The sequence below is a fragment of the Kitasatospora sp. MY 5-36 genome, assembly GCF_001182915.1.
In the GTDB taxonomy this organism is placed as follows: Bacteria; Actinomycetota; Actinomycetes; order Streptomycetales; family Streptomycetaceae; genus Kitasatospora.
Map to the genome: position 1 here is coordinate 1 of NZ_LFVW01000062.1, position 21,119 is coordinate 21,119.

The window sequence follows — 21,119 nt, forward strand, 5'->3', positions numbered from 1 at the left end:
GCCGCGGCATCCGCGCCGCGCCACACCGCCGAACGCACCAGCGGGTGCCGGAACCGCACGGCGGCTCCCAGGGTGATCAGGTCCGCGGCCTCGGCCGGCGCCACGGCCTCCGGCCCGATGCCCAGCAGACGCAGGGCGTGCCACAACAGCGGCCCGTCGCCGACCGGTTCGACCGCCGCGACCAGCAGCAGGGCGCGGGTGTCGGCCGGCAGGGCGTCGACGCGCCGGCGGAAGCCGTCCTCGAGCCGGGTCGCCAGCGGGCCGGCGCCGGGCCCGCCGAAGCCGAATGCCAACTCCGCCGGCGACAGGCCCCGGGGCAGCTCCAGCAGGGCGAGCGGATTCCCGCCGGTCTCGGCCACGATCCGGTCCCGTACCCGGGCGTCGACCGGCCCCGGCAGCACGCCGTCCAGCAGTGCCCGGGCGTCGGCATCGGCCAGCCCGCCCAGCGGAAGGTCCGGCAGACCGGAAAGGCCCTCGTCGTCCGCCTTCCCGTCGGTGATCCGCTCGGCGAACACCAGCGCCACCGACTCCGCGTCCAGCCGGCGCCCGACGAACGCCAGGATTCGCCGGGACATCAGGTCCAGCCACTGCGCGTCGTCGACCAGGCACACCAGCGCGGACCGGGCCGCCGCCTCGGCGAGGAGACCGAGGACCGCGAGCCCCACCAGCAGCATCTCGGGCGGGTTTCCCGTGCTCAGGCCGAACGCGACCCGCAGCGCGTCCTGCTGCACCTCCGGCAGCCGGCCGAGGTGCGACAACAGCGGGGCGCACAGCCGTTGCAGGGCCGCATAGGCGAACTCGGCCTCGGCCTCGACACCGGCCGCGCGTACCACCTGCCACTGCCCCGCCTGCCCCGCCAGGTGGTCGAGCAGCGCCGACTTGCCGACACCCGCCTCACCCCGCAGCACCAGCACCCGGCTGCGCCCGTCGCGCACCTCGCGCAGCAGACGGTCCAGCACCTCCACCTCCCGGGTACGCCCGATGAGCTGGTGGTTCGCGGACTGCGGCATGGCACCTCCGGGGAGAGTTCCTCCCGGAGGAGCTGCACCCATCCTACGAAGGGCGGGGCCGGCCGAGTCGCACGGGTTCCGTCACGACCGGCGCGCGGCGGTCAGCCGGCGGCACGCGCGGTGGTGCGGGGCCCGGCACCACCGCGCCGTGTCACCTCAGCGTCCTGAAGGCGGCGCGGAGTTCTTCGGCCAGGAGCTGCGGCTGCTCCCGGGCGGCGAAGTGGCCGCCCCTGTCGACCTCGTTCCAGTGGACTCCTTGTGTCGGAACGGGATGTGAGGTGTTCCGCCCGCCGTCGGGCGTCACCGGCCTACCCCGGCGCCCCTCGTGACAGGGGCTTCGAGGCCTCCGTGCGAAGAGGTCGCCGAGGGCCGTACCGCCCTGGTCCGGGTGGCGTCAGGCCGGGACCACCCGGTAGCTCAGCACCGGCCACGGCAGGTTGAACTGGGCCAGCGAGCCGGTGGCCCACGGGGTGGCGCCGGAGCAGCCCGCGCCGGAGTACAGCACCACGGACGCGGAGCCGGAGGCGACCTGGACCGATCGGGCGGGTGCCGCCAGCGTGTGGCACGTGCCGAAGTCGTCGAGGTCGACCGCGGTCACCGCGCCGCTCCCGCCGGTGCCCGAGTAGAGGCGGGCGCCCGGCTGCAACGGAGGCCAGCCGGCGGCGTGTGCCGTTCCGGCACCGAGGCCGGTCAGGGCGGCGACGACCATCGCCGTGGCGGCCGAGCCGCGGAGCACGGCCCTGGGTGTGAACATGTGAATCACCTTTCCGTGTGTGTGATGGTGCCGCCGGAAGGACCGGGCCCGGTTCTGCGCCCGGAACACCCGGCCACTGCCGGCGACCGCTCTGGCGCTGCCGGACAGCGGGCTGCTGATGACGGGAGGCACAGACGGGGCGCCGCCTTCGGGGCGAGCGTGTGCTCTCCATCATCGGCTCGGTACTTCTGTTCCACATCGGTCATTTGACGGTGCGTCCGCTCTGCCCCGGACTCCTCGCCCAGCCCGAACCAGGACCGCTCACCCCGGTCACGGCTCACCGCCCGACGTGGCCGACGCCGTCAACCGGTCGGCTCCCGCCGTCAGATGACCGATGTGCCGACGCGTGGCGGTGAAGCACGCTTGGACCCGCGGGCAACACCAACCCCAGCGCCGTCACGGCCCGTCGCGGCGGCCGGCAAGGAGAAGACGTGAACAGCAGCCAGCTCTTCGACGGTGTCGCACACCCCCGGCAGCACACCTCTCCCGCCCCCGGTCGCTCGGGCTCACCGCTGCGCGACTACGTCCTGTGCAGCCTTCCCGCCGCCCTCGACGACCTTTCGGCAGGGCACCTGACGTACCATCAACTCGCCCACGCCCAGGAGCAAATGCTCCGGAACGTCACTCCGCAGTGCCTCTCCGAGGACGACGAGCGGACCGCGCGTCTCCTCCAGCTCGATCTGCTCTTCCTGCTCAGCGGCTACGCGCCCGCGGGGCCGCAGGCCGCACCCCGCGCCCTGGCCGAGCTGATATCCGCCCAGTGCGGCAGGTTCCCCGCCCTGGATCCCCATCTGAGCTATGAGCTCCTGATCGACGTCAACTGCGAGGAACACCGGCGCAGCGGGGACATCCGGGTGTTCTCCGCGGGCCGGGACGCCCCTCACGAACGGGACTTCTACCTCGGCCACCACCTCTCCGAACCATGGGCCAAGTCGGCCGCCTACGGCCTGCGCTCGCTGGTCCTGCCGACGGCCGCCGCCCGACCGGCCGCGGTCCTGGACGACGTCGTCGAGTACCTCGCGGAGTTCACCCGGTACATGGCCAGGTACCGCAAGCTGTCCCAGCAGGCGTTCAACCGGTTCCGCCCCTACCACATGGGGCATCCCGGCGGCCCGCGCAGCGCGAGCGGTGCGTTCATGCCCAGTGTCCACCTCCTCGAACTGGCCCTGCTGCCGCCGTCGAAGGAGTACGGCGTCTTCCTGGACCAGTCGATGTCCTACTTCCCCTCGTGGTCGCGGCCCGCCATCGCGCGGTGGCGCGGCGATTCCATCCGCGGGGCGAACGTGGCCCAGCGGCTGCGGGAGGGACGGCTGGTGCTCGACCGCGCGGGGCGCGCCCGGCTGGTCAGGGTGATCGACAAGTTCGTGGACTTCCGGATGGCGCACCTGGGCGTCACCCGGCACGCGCTCCCCGAGGCGTTCCGGGAGCGGACCGGGCTGACCCGTCGCGGTATCCGCGAGCAGGGCGGCGAACACGACATCCTGGACGGCCGGGACCCCGGCACGTCGGGGTTCAGCGTCCGGCACGTGCTCACCAATGCGGTGTACCGGCTCCTCGCGCTTCGCGCCGATCTCATCCACCCCGGCTCCGCTCCGGCCAACCAGTAGGCAGGCAACCGATGTCAGCATTCCGTGTCGCGGTCGTCGACGCGTTCGGCACGTCCTCCGGGTTCACCGGCGCCTTCGGCGCGCTGGGCGGCGAGGTGATCCAGGTCCGGAGCACTCCCGCCCCTCCGGTCGGACTCGATCCGGTGGACGACCGGGCCTTCGGCCATGTGCTCGTCCACGACGGCGAGTTGGACGTCCTGACCGCACAACTCGCCGCGCTGGGGCCGGTCGCGGTCCTGGCCGGTCGCGAGACCGGGGTGGAGCTCGCCGACGCCCTCTCCGAGCGGCTGGGGCTGGCCTCCAACGGCACCGCCCTGAGCAGCGCGCGGCGCGACAAGTACGTGCAGATCGAAACGATCAAGGCTCAGGGCGTCCCCGGCATGCGGCAGCTGCGAACCGGTGACGAGGCCGAACTGCTGGCCTGGCACGAGGAACTGGGCGGGACCGTGGTCGTCAAACCCCTGCGCGGCTACTGGGGCGACGGCGTGTCGTTCTGCGACGCTCCGCAGGACTCGGTCGCCGCGCTGCGCGCGCTCCGCGACCGCCGCGTGGTGCTGGGCGAGCCGATCACCGAGGTCGTCGCCCAGGAGTACCTGGTGGGCGCCGAGTACATCGTGAACACGGTCAGTTGCGCGGGTGTGCACCAGCTGACCGACGCCTGGCGCACCGAGCGGATCCAGGCCAACGGGGTGCGGGACCTGGTGACCGCGCAGGTGCTGCTGCGCTGCGACGAACACCCGGTCGGCGAGCTCTTCGGCTACGGCCGCCGGGTGCTGGACGCCCTCGGCATCCGGTACGGCGCGGCACACCTGGAGATCAAGCTGACCCCGGACGGCCCGCGACTGGTCGAGGCGGGTGCCCGTGTCTCGGGGCTGCCCTACTACACGGCCGAGGTCCTGGGCGAGGGCCAGCTGGAGTGGACCGTCGACGCCTACGTCCGGCCCGAGCGGTTCCGGGCCCGGGCGGGCCGGCCCTACCAGCGGCAGCACGCGTTCGCCTGGGCGGCACTGGTCGCTCCGGCCACGGGCCGGCTGCGGGGCTACCGCGCGCTCGACCAGCTCGAGCAACTGGCGAGCTTCCACTCCCTCACCGAGCTGGTGAGGCCCGGTGACGCCATCACCTCAACCACCTACGACCGCGAGTATCCGGTCACTCTGACGCTCAGCCACCCGGTGGACGCCGTTCTGCAGCGCGACCTCAACACGGTGCGCTACCTGGACGGCCCCGGGATGTACGAGATCACCCCGGCGGCCGATTGACAGGTTCACCGGCCGGCAGCCGGTCACCCCCGCCGACCACCGCGCCGAAGTACCGCAACCGGTGCGACTCCACACCCCAGGTCGGCTCCGCCGACGCGGCTGAACGTGCCGTCGACGACGGCGTGGAGGTCGTGGTCGCCCAGGGCTGGGAGGCTGGCGGGCACAACTATGGCGGTCTGCCCACCATCGTCGGTGTGCCCGCCGTCGTGGACGCCGTGGGAGATCGCGCCCTGGTCCTCGCCGCGGGCGGAATCACCGACGGGCGTCAGGTCGCCGCGGCCCTGTGCCTGGGCGCCGACGGTGTGTGGGTGGGTACCCTCCTGGTCGCCTCGCGCGAAGCGCAGGTCCATCCCGAGCACCACCGCCGCCTGGTCGCGGCGCTGGGCGAGGTGCCGGCCGTCCGTGGCGGACTCGAACAGGTCGGTACCACAGTCTTCCAGGGACAAGAGACCGTGCTGCGCAAGTTCAACGTGCTACCGCCCGTGCCCGCCACCGAGGCCGACTGAGAGGAGATGCCCTGGCTGATGGGGCAGGGCGTCAGCCTCGTGCACGACATCCGGCCCGCCGGGGACATTGTCCGTGACGTCATGGACCAGGCCGACCGTGTCCTGACCCGGTGACAGCGCTGAGGCGGACGGCTGCCCGGCGACGGGCCGGGTGTGACGCCCTCCTGCCCTTCCCCACCGATCACCGGCTTCCCCTACGAACGGGCAGCCTCCGGGCCGACCGAAGCACCCCTCCCCTGGTTCCATCCGACGACACGAGGGCCATTTCCGAGAGTTGGGGCTGCTTTCGGTCCGGCACGTCACGGAGGACCACCAGCACGACACGGCCTATCGGTACTTCCCTACAGGCAGCGGCATCACACCAGCAGGGTGCGCGCGTCTCCTCTCCCTGACGGAAAGCGGCCCGCCGGACACGACCGTGTCCGACGACATGGCCACCTTCACGGCGCCCGATGGGCCAAGATGCTTGCCGGGGCCGGGAGATGGGTCAGCACGGCCCGAGCGTGGACGAGAGTCAAGCCTCGCAGAGAGCAGTCGCCCTTCGCTCGCTCAACGACTCACCTGATCGGCAGGACACTGCCGAGGCACTGTCCTGGCGATCATGCTGTGCTGGTTGGCACGGACGAGATGTCGATCGCGAGGTAGCCCGAGCTGGTTCCTGCGATGAGCAGCCCGCGGTGCTCCGCCAGTACGTGAACCGGGTCTGCCAGGAACAGCGTGTGTGCGGTCCTGGTGCGGAGGTTCCAGATCCGCACCGTCTGGTCGTGGCTGCCGGTGGCGAGGCGTGGGGTGCCGTCCGGCGCGGTGAACGCCGCCACCGCCAGCACCCGGCCGTCGTGGCCGGTGAGGGGTGGGCCGTCCTGGGTGCCGGTGGCGGGGTCCCAGATCCGCACCATCTCGTCGTAGCCGCCGGTGGCGAGGCGAGGGGTGCCGTCCGGCGCGGTGAACACCGCCGCTGCGCTCACCCGGTCGTCGTGGCCGGTGAAGGGCGGGGCGTCCTGGGTGCCGGTGGCGGGGTCCCAGATCCACACCGTCCGGTCGCCGCCGATGGCGAGGCGGGGGGTGCCGTCGGGCGCGGTGAACACCGCCGCTGCGCTCACCCAGTTGGTGTGGCCGGTGAGTCCCAGATCCGCACCATCTCGTCGTAGCCGCCGGTGGCGAGGCGAGGGGTGCCGTCCGGCGCGGTGAACGTCGCCACTGCGTTCACCCCGGCGTCGTGGCCTGCGAGTTGGAGGTGGAGCTGCCGTTGTCGGACAGCACCGCGGACCAGTGTGGGGGGCCATGTCGTGGGGCTGTGGGTGTGGGTTTCGGTGGGGGGCGGGGTGCCTTGGATGTAGGTGGTGCCGAGTCGGCGCCACCATCGGCGCCACCCGCTCGTGTCGTGGTCGTGCTGGGCGGAGTCGGTCTCGTGGATGTGGTTCTGGAAGAGGACGGTTCCAGCGATGGCGGACGGCACCTCGTTCGGGGGCAGACCACGGTAAAGGACGGTAGCCGTGATGTCGGCGAGATCGAGGGTGTCGAGGACGTCGGGGTGGTCGGCGACCGTCTGGAGGGCACCGGCGGTGTGGCCCAGCCGTGCGTGGGTGATGAGGTGGTGGCGGATGTAGGGGCTGACGTCCTCGGGCCGCGGGATGCCGCTGCTGGAAGCCCGGGTGTCGAGGCTGTGGCGGGCCTGCCGGGCCAGGGCGGTGGTGATGGCGGCATGGGCGACGGGGTTGTCGGGGGCGGCGGTGAAGTGTTCGGTGAAGGTGCGGTGGGCGAGGCGGTAGACGCTCTGGCCGTGTTCCTGGTCGAGGGCGAGGTAGGGCGCGGCGTCGCGGACCAGGCCGGGGATGCGGCCTCCGGTGTCGCCCGCGTCGTCGGTTGTGAGGGCGTCGGCGGTGCAGGCCCAGATGCCGTCCTGGTCGGGCAGGCCGCGGCCTTGGGCGAGGCCGAGCGCGCGTAGCAGGGGGGTGTAGTGGGGGTTGGTGTGGTGGAGGCGTTGCAGGGCGTGGGTGAAGAGTTGGCGGTGGGTGCGGCCGGTCAGCGGGGTGGGGTCGGCCAGGAGGGCGGGGTCGGCCAGGAGTTCGTGGGCGGCGAGGCGGACGTAGAGGAACTGCTGCGGCTCGGTGCCGTCCTGCTGCTGGTGGTCGGTGACGAGTCGGCGGACGGCGGCCTCGATGGTCGCCTCGTCGGTGTCCAGGGTGCCCCGTTGCCGGGCGGCGTGGAGTTTGGCGCGCAGGTACCCGGCGAGGGCGTCCTGGTTCTGCGTCACGTCGACGTACTTCAGACCGGTCCCGTGGGAGCGGGGTCGGAGGGCGTCGAGGATGTCGGTGTCGTCGGGGGCGGGCTGGTCGGGGCCTTCCTTGGTGGAGCGGCGGGTGCCGATGACGGTCCGGACCCGGGGGAGGTCGGCGAGGTGGCGCAGGAGGGTGTCGGCGAGGGCGAGGGGCTGTTCGGCCTCGTCGAGGGCGTCGAAGAGCAGCGTCAGTGGTGCGTGCCGGTCGCGGAGCCGTCCGAGGAGCCGGGCGACGAGGTCGGAGGGTGGCTGGCCGTCGGCCGCCTGCCGGGCGAGGTCGGGCAGGCCGGCTGCCTGGGCGACGAGTTGGACGGTGTGGGTGAGGGTGAGGCCGGAGAGGTGGACGGTGAGGTCGAACGGGTCGTCCGGGCAGGGGACTTCGGATGGCAGGGGCGTCAGGTGACCGTGCCGGATCAGGACGTCGCGCAGCTGGGGGTTGGTGTGGTGGAGGATGTGGCCGAGGAGGGCTGATTTGCCGGAGCCGGCGGGGCCGGTGACGATGAGGGAGCCGCTTGCGGTGGTGGTGAGCCAGCGGAGGATCGTGTCGCGTTCCTCGGTGCGGCCGTGGAAGTACCAGGCGAGTTCGCCGAGTTCGGCACCGGAGGCCTTGGGGAGGAAGTGGCGCTGTTCGTCGGCGGGCAGGCGGTCGATGACGGCCTGGAGTTCGGCGATCTGGTCCAGGGGCGCGGAGACGGCGGAGGCGACGTCGGGGAGTGTGCGGACCAGTCGGTCGCGGTGGTCGTCGACGTTGATGGCACGGTAGCCGCGGAGTTCGCGGGCGAGCTGGCTGCCGAGTTCGGCGAGGCCGATGGTCTTCTGTCCGAGGAAGGTGATGGTCAGGGCGTGTTCCAGGGCCCGGGTGAAGTCGCCGAGTTCGGCGTGGCCCTCGGCGGCGGTGGACAGCAGCAGGAACCGGTCGGCGTCGCCGTACTCGTCGAGGAGGGTGCCGTGCACCTTGCGGGCGAAGTCCTTGGAGAAGCAGGCGTCCAGGACGACGACGGCCCAGCCGTCCTCCGCGTCGGGGTGGAGTCGGCGGCGGCCGATGGCGCGGGCGACGTCCTCCGGGGAGACGCCGTCGTCGATGGGGGCGGGGGTGCGGTGGTGGGCGAGGTGTTCGGCGCTGCCGTGGCCGACCCAGTAGAGCACCGTGTTGCCTGGGTGGGAGGCGGTGAGGCGTTTCCAGTCGCCGAGCCGGTCCTCGACCGCCTGCCGGTCCCGTTCCTTCTCCGGGACCGCCCACTGGTTGACGTGCAGCCCGTAGGGGGCGAGCAGGCCGGCGATCGCCCGCACGTGCTGCTCGGTGTCCAGTTCCACATGGTCCCGGTAGGCGGTGAAATTGACCGGGAACAGCTCGACGGCCCCGTCCTCGGGGACCGGTCCGGCCGCCGTGCGGCCTGGGCCGGCGGGAGGCGGAGGGGGCGGGATGTCCGCGTGGGGAGTGGTCATGGGCGGATCTCTGGGGTCAGGCGCCGGGAGGGGTGACGAGGACGAGCTGGGTCAGGGGCGCGTGCCGGCCGGTGTTCAGGGCCACCCGGTACAGGTCCGGCGCGTCCGCGGTGAACCGCGCCGAGAGGGCCCCGTCCGTGCGGTCCGGGTCGCGGCGCGGGGTCAGGGGGTGGCCGGGGCGGCCGGTGGTCGCCGAGCGCACGCTCAGGCTCGACCCGGCCGGGGTGTCGAGGCCGGTGACGGTGAGGATGAGCGGCTGTCCGAGCGTCCCGCCGAGGTGAGGGGTCTCCAGGCCCGGCCCGTCGCCGGTGCCGTCGCCGAGGTCGGTGCCCTGCGGGCGCTCCAGCGCGATGCGGCGGATCTGCCGCAGGACCTCGTCATGGGACATCAGTGTGCCGTGCTGGCCGAACACGTAGTGGACGGCCTCGGTGCCGGCCCGGGCGGAGGGCATGTGGACGGTGCCGTCACCGGAGGCGTCGCGGCGGGCGGGGATGCCGGTGGCCGGATCGCGGACGAGTTCGCCGTCGTCGCCGACGTCGAAGGCGTGGTGGCGGCCCGCGACGACCGAGAGGCCGGCGTGCTGTTCCTCCAGGGTCTGCACGGTCGGCTGGGCCTCGCCGACGACCGCCCGGTGCCCCGGCAGCACGAACCCGCTCCCACGGTGGCGTGCGCGCTCGGCCAGGGAGCGGGCGGCCAGGTCCCGGTCGCCGCCGAACCGGGCGACATCACCCGCGGTGAGGCGCTCCACCTCCAGACCCCGGTCCAGGCAGCGGTAGCCGGGCAGCAGGTCGTGGACACCGGGCAGGGTCGCCGCCATCGCCTGCACCCGCCGCACCAGCCGGCCCGGTTCGGCCTCGGCGTGCAGAGCGTTGAGCGCCAGGACGGACTTCGCCGAGCCCAGGAACGGCGTCCCGACGGTGACCACCGCCCGGGTGTCGGCCGCGAGTTCCACGTCCTGCTCCAACGCGGCCCGCACCACCAGCCCGCCCATCGAGTGCGCCACGAACACCAGCCGCGGCCGCACCCCGCCGGCCGCCCGCCACCCGGACACCGCCGCCACCCGCTCCCGCCACGACTCCAGGTGCGCACGGGCCCTACGGGCCAGCAGCGCGCCGTTGTAGGCGACCGCCAGCCGCCAGTCGTAGGGGAACGGCTCCACCGCCTCCGGCGCCAGCGTGACCTTCCGCAGGGCCTCGACCGCCCTGCCGTAGGGGTCAAGCCCCTGGAAGACGGGCAGCCACCACGGTTTGGCGAGCAGGCCGGTCGCACGGACGCGGGTCAGCGGTGCCCGCCGGACGGTTTCCGCATCGGCTTCCCGCTCCTGGGCGTCCGCCCGCAGGGTAGCGAACAGAGCATCGCCGCTCAGCGCGTCGGTGAGCGTCGCCAGGTTGACACCCCAGAGCGGGCGGCCCGTCCTGTCGTCCTCAAGGACGCTGCCCATGATGCCGGGCACCACCACGCACACGTCCCGGGTCCGGTCGCCGAACACAGGCGGTGCCCCCGTGAACGGGACCCCGCGCCCCAACCCGTCAGCCCCTGCCATCCCCATGCCGTCCGACGATAGAGCAGCGCACCCGCCCGGGTGCGGGCTTCCGCGAAGAATCGCGCTGTCCGGCGTCGGCCGTTGGCAGTGCTGTGGAATGCAGGAGGTTCTGGCCGCTGCCCAGTGGGCGCGGTTCGAGTCGCTGCTGCCGGTGAGCAGCGGCCGGTACGGGATCTCCGGCGGGTGGTGAACGGGTGCTGCGGGCGGTATCCCACACGTCATTCCAGAATGGGCCGGCCACACGGCCGACCGCACCCGATGCGGCAGCGCCGACGGTCGGCCGCCCTTGGTGGCCACGCGGATGCCCGTGGCCGAGTCCTCGTAGCCGGATCGCCGAGGCCAGCGATCGGTGGCCCTCCGCTCTGGCACAACGCCTACCAGCCAAGCCTCGGGATTGACCGTCCGAATAGGAAGCCGCCACCGTATTCGTCCCATTGGCAGCGGCTGCCGCGGCTGAACGCCCGAAAGGTTCGCCCCAGAGTTGATGGAACAATGACCACTAACTCGCTGTAGACATTCACCACCGGCCGACGGTGAATGTCCATGCCGCTGCTCAGCCGACTTGTACGCCGGCGTCGTCGAGGCTCTCCTCGTCGCCGGACGAGGGGCCCGGTACGGTGGTCTTGGTGGTCAGGGCGTGCTTCCGCGGCCTGCCCTTGGGGCGGCGCGCCGGCACCTCCGCACCCAGCCTCGCGAGCTCCTCCGTACTCCAACCGGCTGCCTCGGCGGCTGCATAGGCTCTCCCGTACGGGACCTCGGTTTCGGCCAGCTGGTCCTTCAGGCTCTTTCGCTCCGCCATGACGGCTGCGAGCGGCACGATGGCCTTCTCGCGGTCGTCCTGGATCTCGCGCATTCGCCTCAGAAAATCGTCTTCCCTCGTCATGCAGCGGATCGTAGAGCCACCGCCCCCGACGGTTTCGAATCTTCCCGCGCGCCTCACCCGTGTCGGTGATTTCCGGCTGCCAATCCGGCGTATCCGCTGGCCGTCAATTCGATGACCAAGCAAGGTGGCGCAGCAGGGCGGCACGGCCAGGGACACCTTCGATCCGGCCGCCCGAAACCCCCGGCCAGCGGAACCGAGGAGGGTCCACGGTGAGTGCCACGGAGGGCGCCCGGCGACGGGAACGGCAGATGCAGTCGCCGCGGTCGAACCGGGTGAATCTTGCGTACAACGATGCCGAGCTGACGATCGTACAAGAGGCCGCGAAACGCGACGGTATGGCGGTGTCCGCGTGGGTGGCCCGAAACGCACTGGCAGTGGCCAAGTCCCAGCTCGTGCCGGTATCCGCGGATGCCCGGGAAGTGCTGGCGGAGCTCATCAGATCGCGCGGCGAGCTGGTGCGAATCGGCGAGTCGGCCGGGTCTACCGGTCCCTGCGACGGCGAGCCCGGCACGCGCCTCATCGAAGAGGCCGTTCGGCGAGTCGACCGCGCGACGCTGCAGCTGATGCGGGAGCGGGCGTCGCGCTGGTGATCCCCAAAAGAGCGAAGGGCGGAAACGACACCGCCGGGCTGCTGTTCTACCTGTACGGCCCCGGAAAGCGGGACGAGCACGAGGACCCGCGCATGGTCGCCGCCTGGGCGCCATGGGTGCCCGACCCCGCGCGGTCGGCGGAGACGACGGTCGGGGATCTCGCGCTGCTCCTGAACGCTCCGGTGCACGCTTCCCGGGGCACCATCCCGGCCGAACTCGTCTACCACGTCGCGGTGCGTCTGGCACCCGAGGATCCGTTCCTGACGGACGAGCAGTGGGGCTCGGTCGCCCGGGCGATGATGAGCGCCGCCGGTGTCGCCCCGCAGGGCGACAGATGGGGCTGCCGATGGGTGGCGGTCCGGCATGCTGGCGACCACATCCACATCGTCGCGACGAAGGTCCGCCAAGACGGGATCCAGCCGAATCTGCGGCAGGACATCGTGCGGATGCAACAGCTCGCCCGACGGTTCGAGGTGCGGTGGGGACTGCGTCGGCTGACGTCGGGGGATCGGACCGCGAAGCGGTGGCCGACGACGGGAGAGACGCGAAAGGCCTCGCGCCGTCACCTGCCCGAAAGTGCGCGTGAGCAGCTTGAGCGAACGGTCCGTGCGGCAGCGGCGGCCGCAGCCGGCGAGGACGACTTCTTCGCCCGGCTCCGGTCCTCCGGTCTGCGGGTCGCGCAGCGTTCCGGCCCGGGGCGCAGCGCCCCGACGGGCTACACGGTCGCGCTGCCCGGCGACCGAGACCGGGGCGACCGGGCCGTGTGGTTCGCGGGCTCGAGTCTGGCCTACGACCTGTCGCTCCCCCGGGTCCGCGAGCGCTGGCAGGTACCGATCCCGGAGCCGGACGTGCCGCCGCATGCGTTCTGGCAGACGCTCCAGCACAACCTCAGCACGGCGTCGGGTTCGCTCGGCTCCGGCGGACGGCAAGCAGGGGCCGGCGACGTCGCCGCGCTCGGCGACCTTCTCGTCCTGATGTCCGCGGCCGCACCTCCCCTGGTCGAACCGAACCTGCGAGCCTCGGCGGCGGAATTCGAGCGGGCCGCCAGAGCCCCGGGCAGACGCGACCTGGACGGCGAAGCGCGAATGCTCCTTCGGTCCTCGGCCCGCCTCCTCGTGTCGTCGGCCAGGTCGGCCGGGCACAACGACGCGGCCGCCTTCCTGGGCTTCCTCCTGGCCCTGGTCGCAGCCGTCACGGCCGCGCAGCTCTGGCACGAGGAACAGGGCTACCGTCTCCAGGCCGACGCGGCGAGGAGGACCGGCCGGTCGCTCCTGGAAGCTGTGGAGCTGAGCACCGGAGCGTCCGTCGAAACCAACTCTCGGTCACGCACGAGACGGCCGGGGCCGGCCTCACCGGTGCCCAGCCGATCGTCGCTACTGACCGACGTCGTGACGAGGGCGCTGCCCAGTCATGCGTCGGCGGTGCTCGTGGATCCCGCCTGGCCTGTCCTGCGCAGGCGCCTCATCGCCTTGGAGCGACTGGGCTTCGACCCCTCATCGGTTCTCGCCGCAGTCGCCACGCGGCGTGAACTCGGCTCGGCGGAGTCCATCGCCCAGGTTCTCGTCTGGAGGTTGGACGGCTGGGCCCGCGCTCGCGGCGAGGCTCTGGATACGCGGGCAGCGACAACCGCTCCACCGACCGCAGGAGCCAAGAAGACCGCCGGTCCTTCGGCCGGGGCGAATCGCGTTCCCGGCAACGGTACGGAAGGCCCCAGACGGGGCCGCTGAGCGACAGGAGATCACGATGACCATGCCCTACCCGGGTGAACCGTTCGCCGAGGCGGTCGGCGAGGCGGTACAGACGTCGACGGCGGCGGTGCGCCTGGTGCTCGCCGTCGCGGACGCGGTCCGCCGTGGGGCGCAGCGGAGGTCGGGGCGGGAGCACCCGCTGCCGCCGACCGACCTGGCGCTCACCGAGGCGGCCGGGGATCTCAAGGCCCTGCTCGCCCCCGATGTCGCCTGGATGTTGATGTCCGGTCCGGACTGGCCGATCATGGCGCAGCAGCTGGTCGCCTTGCGGCGGGCCGGTGTCGACCTGGAGCACTTCCTGCCGCGGGTCGGGGACATCGCGGTGTCGGTGCGGGATGCCGTCCTGTCCGACTCGGCGCGGATCACGGCCGAGCAGACCCAGGAGTGGGCCGGGCTGCTCCGCGAGACCCTTCCGGCGGGCCCGGTGCGCGAGGCGATCCTGGCCTCCCCCACCTGGCCGGAGATCGCCGCGACGATGCAGGAACTGCGGGAACGGGGCGTCGACGTCCGAAGAATCCTGGCGGCCGCCTATGCCGAGGGGACCGGTGTCGGGCAGGCGGTCGACCGCGGGCTCGACGCCGCTCAGCGGCGGGCGAGCGGGCCGAGCCGGGACTCCGTACGCTCCTACGGTCCGTTGACGGTAGGGCTGGACCTACCGAGGGATCTCGACCTCGGAGACCGCCGGAGGGCGCTGGCGCAGCTGGGTGTGAGCCAGGCGGAGAACGCCTCGTTCGTACGCTGGGTCTACGAGGCGCTGCCCGGCCGGGAGCGTGAGGCGGCGCTGCTGGTGAACTCCCGCCCCTGGCCGCTGCTGGCCGCCCGGATGGCGCACATGCAGGACGGTGGCAAGCCGGTCCGGGAGCACCTGGCGCGGCTGATGCGTGATCGCGGCTGGGAAGCCGGCCCCGCCTCCTACCTCGTGCCCCGCCTCGTCCAGGCCACCGCCGACGCACTGCGCAGGCCGGCGAACGACGCCGTCACCGCGGCCACCGTGGTGACCGACGCGGCCCGGGCCTCCTCGGCCACGGCGGGACAGCCCCCGTCATGGACGCGGGGCGCGAAGCCCAGCCCCAAACGCACCGCCCACCGTGCTCCAATCCCGAAGCCCACCACGGGACGATCCCGGTGACGGCCCCAGGAATCTCAGGATCAGGTTCTCGGAGCAACGACCTTTCGGGCATGGAGGTTCCAGTCCGTCTGGGTCAGTCGACGTTGATGACACTGGTAGTCGCTAACCTCTCCGCGTGACTCATACCAATGATCGACAACTCCCTGTCGCACTCGCCGCAGCGCTGGCGATCCCGTTCGACTACGACGACGGCAAAGGGATCGACTTCGAGCCCTTCCCGGCCTTCCTGTCCGCCGAGGACACGACCGACTGGCTCCGGGCCTGGACCGGCAACACGGAGTTGAACGGTGACGACTTCCGCGTGTTCGGCCAGGACGGCACGGGTGGATACGCGGCGATCTGGCTGGTTCGCCCAGGCCGACCACTCATCGACCAGCCCGTCGTCTTCCTCGGCTCCGAAGGCGAGACCGGCGTACTGGCGCGCGACCTGGGCGACTTCCTGTGGCTGCTCGCCGACGGCCTCGGGCCCTGGGAAGCAGCCACCACGTATGAGCCCGATTGGGTTCCCCGTCCCAACCCGCAGATGGAAGCCATCGCGGAACGATTCGCCCCCGGCCGACAGCAGCCGGCCACTGCAGTCATCGACCAGGCAACCCAGGAGTTCCCCGACTTCGACGACACCATCATGGAGCTTTGCCGCTGACTCGCTGCTTCTGAGTCCCGCGCAACGGAGGCGCAGGGACAGCGAGACAGCGCAATGTGGCGTGAGGACCGGACCTCGTTCCTACGGTCGCGTGGCGCCCGCGAAGTCAGAGGCTGGCATGTCCGTGACGGGGGCCTTCTTGACGACGTCGCCGGTCTTCGGCGCTGAGATCATGTGTTCGTCGCCGATGTAGAGCGCCACGTGGTAGACGTGGCCGTTGCCGCCGTGTCTCCAGAACAGCAGGTCGCCCACCCGGAGTTCGGCCCGGGCAACGGGACGGTCCGCCGTGGCGGAGTACTGCTCGGCGGCGGTGCGGGGGAGCCGGCGGGCGGGCCAGTAGGCGTACTGGACGAGGGCTGAGCAGTCCCAGCCGACCGTCACGCCGGCCACGCACTGTCCGTCCCGGTAGCCGCCGTCGCCGTCACAGTACCCACGGCTGGGCCCGGCCGGGCTGCCGCCGCCGTAGCTGTAGGGCACGCCGAGCTGGGTGGCGGCCCGGCGGGCGGCGTCCGCGCCGGCGCCGTGGCCCGTGATCTCCGAGAACGGGCCGGTGCCCTGGAAGCGGGCCACGCTGCCCATGATGTCCGCCACATAGCGCCGGGTTTCGGCGTAGGGCGGCACGCCTCGGTTGGCTTCCACGGCGGCCCACCCCGCGTTGTAGGCGGCCAACGCCAGGCGACGGGGATCGTCGGCGATGCCGGACGCGGCCGCCTGCCCGAGCAGACTGCACATCAGCCGCCCCTGCGCCATCACGGCGTCTCCGATCTCGAAGGGCGAAGCCGTACCGCTGCGGTCGTCGTCCCTCCCCCAGGTCGCCCAGGTACCCGGCATGAACTGGGCCGGCCCTTCGGCGCCCGCCGGACTGCGGGCGTCGGCACGGAAGCCGCTCTCCTCGAACAGCTGGGCCGCGAGCAACGCGGCTGTCAGCGCCGGGTCGTGGCAGGCTTCAGCGGCCTTGAGCACCCATGGCCGGTATTCCTCGGGCAGCCCGGCGACCGGTGTCCTGCCCGTCCCGGCGGCTCCCGCCGTCACCACCGGAACGAACGCCGCGACGACCACACCGAGCAGCACGAGGAGCACCGCGCAGCAGACCGGACCCTTCTTCACGGAGACCTCCTTGTGAGGTGCGTCGATAGGCCCGAATGGGCGGATGGGCGTGCCTTCGGCACCGCCAGGGGCGTTACGCCACGTGGTCAAACGATCAGTTCCTCGCTCCTGATCGAAAGGCCGCTCTGACAACGCGAGTTGCTGGGGGAGGTTGCGACGTGGCACCCGATCCGGTGGTACCTGTTCAGCAGGCACGCACCGTCCCGACGTACGGGCTGATGCCGGTTCACGGATACGACATCGCCTCCGCCGTGGTGCTTCAGATGCTCAACGGCGACGACGGACGGGGCCTACGGGCCCGCGGGCTCGGACCGGGAGAACCGGTGCCGTACGGCGTCCAGCCGGTGCTGGTCGCTCCCAGCACCGTCTACGGCACCGTGCAGGTGGAGGCGATCGTCCGAAGCTGGCCGGCCGACACCGTTCCGAAGCCGTGGCTCGTCGTGGTGGCCGACGTCCCCGCCAAGCCTGCGGCCGCGGCCCGCTACCGCCTCCGTGCCCTGGGCGGGCGTCTCGCCGGGACGGTGTTCCTGCCCTACCTGCCGGCGCTTCGCTCGGTCGCACGTGCCGAAGACGCCCTGGCCGACGCCGCCGTGGCGCGCGCGGCCGCCCGGCTGCGCACCCAGATGGAAGGGAAGTGACTGATGTTCCTCGCCGAAGATCCCAAGAACTCGGGACTGATTCCCGCCGCCAAGCCGACCAAGATCCCGGGAATGGAGGGCACCGTCAGCACCTTGTTCGGCTACGGCCTGTGGATCCTGCTCCTGGCCGGTGTCGTCGCGGCCGGTGTCGGGGTGTGGAAGCTCGCGATGTCCGACAAGTCCCGTCACGGCGGCGGGTCCGAGCCGTTCAAGTGGATGGGCAGTGGAGTGGCAGCCGTCCTGCTGGCCGGCTCGTTGATCTCCATCCTCAACGGCATCGCGGGCTGACATGAGGAAGTCGAGGGGAGGCCGGCCCCTGTCCCGGACCGTGCTGTGGGGCTCGGGCGCCATGCTGGCCGCCGTGGTCGGGCTCACCGGGTACGCGGCCCTGGCCGGTCACGACGACGTTCCGGCGGCCCGGCACGCGGGCCCGGCGTCCACCTCGTCGCCACCGGCGGCGACCACCGCGCCGCAGCCGGCGCCCACGTACAGCGTCCCGCCGACCTGGACCGAGCCGGAGCGCTGGCTCGCCGCGCCGAGGGGTGCGCGGAAGGCGGCGAACGGTCGGGAGACCGGCTTCCCGAACACCACCGACGGCGCCATCGGGATGATGGTGGCCGCCTCCGCGATGGACGTCGAAGGATCCGGCACCCTCGCGGAGCAGCAACTCGCCGTCTACAGCGCCTACATGGCACCCGCCGACCAGTCCCCGACGGCCGAGGCGAAGGTGCGCCAGGGCGCGGAGCGGGCCGACGCCGCGACCCGCAGAGCCCTCGGACTGCCGGAGAGCGGGCCGCTGCCGGGCGGCGCGTTCATGCGGACCGTCATGATCGGGGTCAAGCCCATCCAGGTCACCCCCGCCCAGGTGACCGCCTACGTACTGATGAACGTCACCGACAAGGCCGGGGAGACGGCCGCGGAGAAGACGGTCTACAGCGTGGGGATCCTCGGAGCCGTCTGGCAGGACGGCGACTGGAAGTTGTCAGGACAGGCCATCAAGGACGCGGCGGCGCAGGCCGACCGGAAGCCGCCCATCGCGGCGCCGGGCGACTCCGCCTTCAACGCGGCAGGCTGGACCGCGATCAGGCAGGCGTCGTGAGGCGTCGGATCGCCGCCGTCCTCCTGTCCCTGGCGGTCGTGTTCGGCAGCGCCACGGCCATCGCGCCACCGGCCGCCGCGGACGACGGCGTCGTCGGCTCGATCGTGGACTTCGGCTGCGAGCAGACCGCTGTCGGCCTGGTCGGACGGATCTTCGACACCGACTGGTGCGAGTCGGCCGGGAAGGCCACCGACAAGGCGGTCAAGGAGGAGTGGAACTCCATCTGGGAGTCCGCCGTCGGCGACTGGCTCAAGGCGGCGGTCGAACTCTGCAGAACGCTCATGGCGGCGACGCTGACGATCGCTTTGAAGGGACCGTCGCTGAAGCTGGAGAACACCGGGCTGTGGAACGGGAACGCCGTACTGGCCGGGATGATGGCGTGGCTCGGCCTGCTGATCTCCGTGTTCGGATTCATGTGGCAGGCCGGGCGCATGGCTGTCACCGGCCAGGCCAAACACCTGTTGCGGGCCGCCTCGGGGTGGGGGCAGAACGCGATGCTGAGCGTCTTCGGCGTATCGCTGGTGGCGCTGCTGCTCACCGCCGGTGACGCGCTGACCGACGGCTTGGTCCAAGGCGTCTTCCATGACGACACGACCGCCTTCGACAAGATCATCACCACCATGGTTCCCAACGGGATCGTGAACCCCGTGATCGTGGCCGGCGGCGCCATGGTGCTCATCCTGGTCGGCTTCGTCCAGCTCATGCTGGTCTTCCTGCGCAACAGCGCGATCCCGATCCAGTGCCTGCTGCTGCCGATCGCCGGGGCCGGACGGGTCGGCGGCGACGCCACCCAGAAGTGGGTGACGAAGCTGATCTCCTCGATCCTCGTCGGCATCGCCTACAAACCCGTCCTCGCGGTCATCATCTGTGCGGGCTTCACCGAGTTCGGTAAGTCGGACGGCTTCGCCGCGTGGCTGCGCGGCCTGGCCACCCTGATGCTCGGCATCCTCGCCCCCGGACCGCTCACCCGGATCTTCGCCTCCCTGAGCGAGGAGCTCGGGTCGGGCATGGCCGGCTCCGGCGCTGTCGGGGCCATGGGTGCGATCGGTGCGATGGCGGGGCGCGGAAGCGGTGAGATCGCCGGAAGCGGGGCCGAGGGGGCCGGGGGAAGCCAGCCGACCACAGCCGTGGAACACGCCAAGCGCGTCGAACAGGCCAGGTCCAGGGGCAAGGCCGCCGACGACGAACAGGACGGCGGCAGCGACGCCCTCGCTCAGGCCTCCCGTACCGGTGCCGGGTTGATCCCGAACCCGACCGCCTCGGGAGACGGTGCGACCTCAGCCGGTGCCGGGGGCTCGGCGGGAGCCGGTGGTGCGGCAGGTGCTGCCGGAACAGCCACCGGAGCGGGCCCCGTGATCCAGGTCCTGGACGGACTCGACCAGGCCGTTCAACGAGGTGCCGGGGAGATCGGAAACGGAGGACACCTGTGACCACGCTTGAAGTCCCGGACGGGTTGAGGGTGCAGGGATTCCGTACACGGCGCAGCTTCGGCCTCGCCGGAATGTCGCGCGAAGCCACCATCCTGGCCGCCGTCGTGCTGATCGCCGACGGCATCGTCGGCGCCCGCTGCCCCGGCACCTTGCTCGTCACCATGCCGCTCACGCTCGCCCTCGCGGGGCTGGCCGCCGCGCGCCGTCAGGGCATGCCGGCTCTGGCCTACTACTGGGCCGTGCTCGCCTGGCGGCATGCCGACCGTTCGGGCAGCACCTCCTACCGCCAGGTCCTTCTGCCGCAGCCCTACGCGCTGGACCTGCCCGGCGTCGGTGCGAGCTCCGTGCTGATCGCCGCCCACGACCCCACCACGGGCCGTCCGGTCGGGGTGGTCCACAACCGGTCCAGCGGAGCGATGACCGTCACCACCCTGCTCGCCCCCGGCGGGACGCTCATGGCCACCACCAGCGCGGTACGCGGCAGCCTGCGCAGCTGGAGCGCGGTCCTGGACGCGATGAGCACCGACGAGCAGATCCTGGGCGCCGCCGTCACCGTCCAGATCACCCCGGGCGCGGGCGAAGCGCTCGCCGACGACGTCAAGGACCGCCGTCGACCGGACGCCCCGCGCCTGGCGCTCGACACGATCGACGAACTCGTGCGCACCACGCCGCGCGCGACCGCCTCGGTGGCCCCGTGGATGAGCGTCATCGTCGACCCCACCGCGGGGGCGAACCCGCCGACCGACCTGGCCGAGCAGGTGGCCGAGGCCCTCCGGGTGGTCGACACGCTCGACCTGAACGGCACCGGCACCGACATCGTGCGCCGGAGCACGCCCACCGACCTGCGCCGCCTGGTACGTTCCGCCTACGATCCGGCGGTGTTCGACGCCCGGGACGAGGACTTCGCCGAGCTGACCTGGGGTGAGTGCGGCCCGGTCGCCGCCGACGACCTGCTGGAGGCCTACGCGCACGACGGCGCCGTCTCCGTGAGCTGGGTGCTGCGGGAGATGCCGCGCCGCCCGATCCCCTACAGCGTGCTGCTGCCGCTGCTGAGCCCCGGGCGGTTCCAGCGCCGCGTCACCCTCTCCTACCGGGTGCTCGACCCGTACGAGGGCGAGGCGGTCCTGGAACGTGAGATCTCCAACGCCGAGCAGCGCGCGCAGGCGACCGCACAGGTACGGGGACGCGCGAGGTGGAGCCAGAAGGCCGACCACCAACGGGCCGAGCAGGCCGCCCACCAGGCGGCGAGCGGCGCCCAGGTCGTCGAATGGACGCTGAGGGTCACCACCACCGCCCGCTCCGCCGCCGAACTCCCCGACGCCCGGCAGGAGTTGGAACGCGCGGTGAAGGCGACGAAGGGCATCCGAATGCGCCCCGCCTACGGCGCGCAGGCGTCCACGTTCGCGGCCGGTCTGCCGATCGGCTACCAGCCGTTGGTGAGGTAGGGAG

General features: G+C 72.1%; 20 protein-coding genes. 13 read left to right on the forward strand and 7 right to left on the reverse strand.

Annotation, left to right across the window (positions count from 1 at the left end; genetic code table 11):
- Together AE652_RS05895 and AE652_RS05900 are read right to left on the reverse strand one after the other, a co-directional pair.
- On the reverse strand, positions 1-1,010 hold a 1,010-nt coding region (locus AE652_RS05895; RefSeq protein ID WP_049650082.1), incomplete at its 3' end, for an AAA family ATPase.
- A gap of 394 nt (positions 1,011-1,404) precedes the next feature.
- On the reverse strand, positions 1,405-1,764 hold the full coding sequence (locus AE652_RS05900) for a hypothetical protein (protein WP_049650083.1): 360 nt from the start codon (positions 1,762-1,764) through the stop codon (positions 1,405-1,407).
- Between the two features lie 431 nt (positions 1,765-2,195).
- On the opposite strand from AE652_RS05900, the gene AE652_RS05905 reads away from it, so the two are divergent.
- The 4 genes from AE652_RS05905 (at position 2,196) to AE652_RS49430 (ending at position 5,701) form a co-directional block, all read left to right on the forward strand.
- Entirely contained in the window at positions 2,196-3,371 is a 1,176-nt protein-coding gene (locus AE652_RS05905) for a hypothetical protein (RefSeq protein WP_159028364.1), read from the forward strand.
- An 11-nt stretch (positions 3,372-3,382) separates the two neighbouring features.
- Positions 3,383-4,630, forward strand: coding sequence for an ATP-grasp domain-containing protein (locus AE652_RS05910; protein WP_053111981.1), 1,248 nt, complete (start codon positions 3,383-3,385; stop codon positions 4,628-4,630).
- Positions 4,627-5,136, forward strand: a complete 510-nt coding sequence (locus tag AE652_RS42995; protein WP_053111982.1) for a nitronate monooxygenase — start codon at positions 4,627-4,629, stop codon at positions 5,134-5,136. The genes AE652_RS05910 and AE652_RS42995 overlap by 4 nt, the downstream gene beginning before the upstream one ends.
- 244 nt (positions 5,137-5,380) lie before the next feature.
- Entirely contained in the window at positions 5,381-5,701 is a 321-nt protein-coding gene (locus AE652_RS49430) for a hypothetical protein (RefSeq protein WP_107086374.1), read from the forward strand.
- A 34-nt stretch (positions 5,702-5,735) separates the two neighbouring features.
- On the opposite strand, the gene AE652_RS05920 is transcribed toward AE652_RS49430, so the two are convergent.
- From AE652_RS05920 to AE652_RS05935, 4 genes are all read right to left on the reverse strand, one after another.
- Positions 5,736-6,236 (reverse strand): WD40 repeat domain-containing protein, encoded by a 501-nt coding sequence (locus AE652_RS05920; protein ID WP_049650085.1) that lies wholly within the window; start codon positions 6,234-6,236, stop codon positions 5,736-5,738.
- Positions 6,233-8,860: an AAA family ATPase gene (locus tag AE652_RS47900; RefSeq protein ID WP_049650086.1), complete on the reverse strand. Its 2,628-nt coding sequence runs from the start codon at positions 8,858-8,860 to the stop codon at positions 6,233-6,235. Before AE652_RS47900 ends, AE652_RS05920 begins: the two co-directional genes overlap by 4 nt.
- 16 nt (positions 8,861-8,876) lie before the next feature.
- Positions 8,877-10,301, reverse strand: coding sequence for a triacylglycerol lipase (locus tag AE652_RS05930; RefSeq protein ID WP_063780072.1), 1,425 nt, complete (start codon positions 10,299-10,301; stop codon positions 8,877-8,879).
- Positions 10,302-10,956: 655 nt separating this feature from the next.
- Complete coding sequence (locus tag AE652_RS05935) at positions 10,957-11,286, reverse strand: hypothetical protein (protein ID WP_049650088.1); 330 nt, start codon at positions 11,284-11,286, stop codon at positions 10,957-10,959.
- Positions 11,287-11,495: 209 nt separating this feature from the next.
- Here AE652_RS05935 and AE652_RS05940 point away from each other — a divergent pair, with 209 nt between their 5' ends.
- From AE652_RS05940 to AE652_RS05955, 4 genes are all read left to right on the forward strand, one after another.
- Positions 11,496-11,876, forward strand: coding sequence for a hypothetical protein (locus tag AE652_RS05940; RefSeq protein WP_159028366.1), 381 nt, complete (start codon positions 11,496-11,498; stop codon positions 11,874-11,876).
- Positions 11,873-13,603, forward strand: coding sequence for a hypothetical protein (locus AE652_RS05945; protein ID WP_049650090.1), 1,731 nt, complete (start codon positions 11,873-11,875; stop codon positions 13,601-13,603). The genes AE652_RS05940 and AE652_RS05945 overlap by 4 nt, the downstream gene beginning before the upstream one ends.
- 16 nt (positions 13,604-13,619) lie before the next feature.
- Complete coding sequence (locus AE652_RS05950; RefSeq protein ID WP_049650091.1) at positions 13,620-14,753, forward strand: hypothetical protein; 1,134 nt, start codon at positions 13,620-13,622, stop codon at positions 14,751-14,753.
- 115 nt (positions 14,754-14,868) lie between these two features.
- Positions 14,869-15,396, forward strand: a complete 528-nt coding sequence (locus AE652_RS05955) for a hypothetical protein (RefSeq protein ID WP_049650092.1) — start codon at positions 14,869-14,871, stop codon at positions 15,394-15,396.
- Positions 15,397-15,477: 81 nt separating this feature from the next.
- Here the strand turns inward: AE652_RS05955 and AE652_RS05960 are convergent, their stop codons facing one another.
- Complete coding sequence (locus AE652_RS05960) at positions 15,478-16,503, reverse strand: NlpC/P60 family protein (protein ID WP_234348239.1); 1,026 nt, start codon at positions 16,501-16,503, stop codon at positions 15,478-15,480.
- A gap of 218 nt (positions 16,504-16,721) precedes the next feature.
- Here AE652_RS05960 and AE652_RS05965 point away from each other — a divergent pair, with 218 nt between their 5' ends.
- The 5 genes from AE652_RS05965 to AE652_RS05985 are packed head-to-tail and all read left to right on the forward strand — an operon-like array spanning position 16,722 to position 21,115.
- On the forward strand, positions 16,722-17,141 hold the full coding sequence (locus AE652_RS05965) for a hypothetical protein (RefSeq protein ID WP_049650093.1): 420 nt from the start codon (positions 16,722-16,724) through the stop codon (positions 17,139-17,141).
- A 3-nt stretch (positions 17,142-17,144) separates the two neighbouring features.
- On the forward strand, positions 17,145-17,429 hold the full coding sequence (locus tag AE652_RS05970; protein ID WP_049650094.1) for a hypothetical protein: 285 nt from the start codon (positions 17,145-17,147) through the stop codon (positions 17,427-17,429).
- A gap of 1 nt (position 17,430) precedes the next feature.
- Entirely contained in the window at positions 17,431-18,240 is an 810-nt protein-coding gene (locus AE652_RS05975) for a hypothetical protein (RefSeq protein WP_063780071.1), read from the forward strand.
- Positions 18,237-19,670, forward strand: coding sequence for a hypothetical protein (locus AE652_RS46190; RefSeq protein WP_049650096.1), 1,434 nt, complete (start codon positions 18,237-18,239; stop codon positions 19,668-19,670). The genes AE652_RS05975 and AE652_RS46190 overlap by 4 nt, the downstream gene beginning before the upstream one ends.
- A complete protein-coding gene (locus AE652_RS05985; protein WP_234348240.1) occupies positions 19,667-21,115 on the forward strand; it encodes an SCO6880 family protein in 1,449 nt (482 codons plus the stop codon). Before AE652_RS46190 ends, AE652_RS05985 begins: the two co-directional genes overlap by 4 nt.
- Positions 21,116-21,119 lie beyond the last annotated feature (4 nt).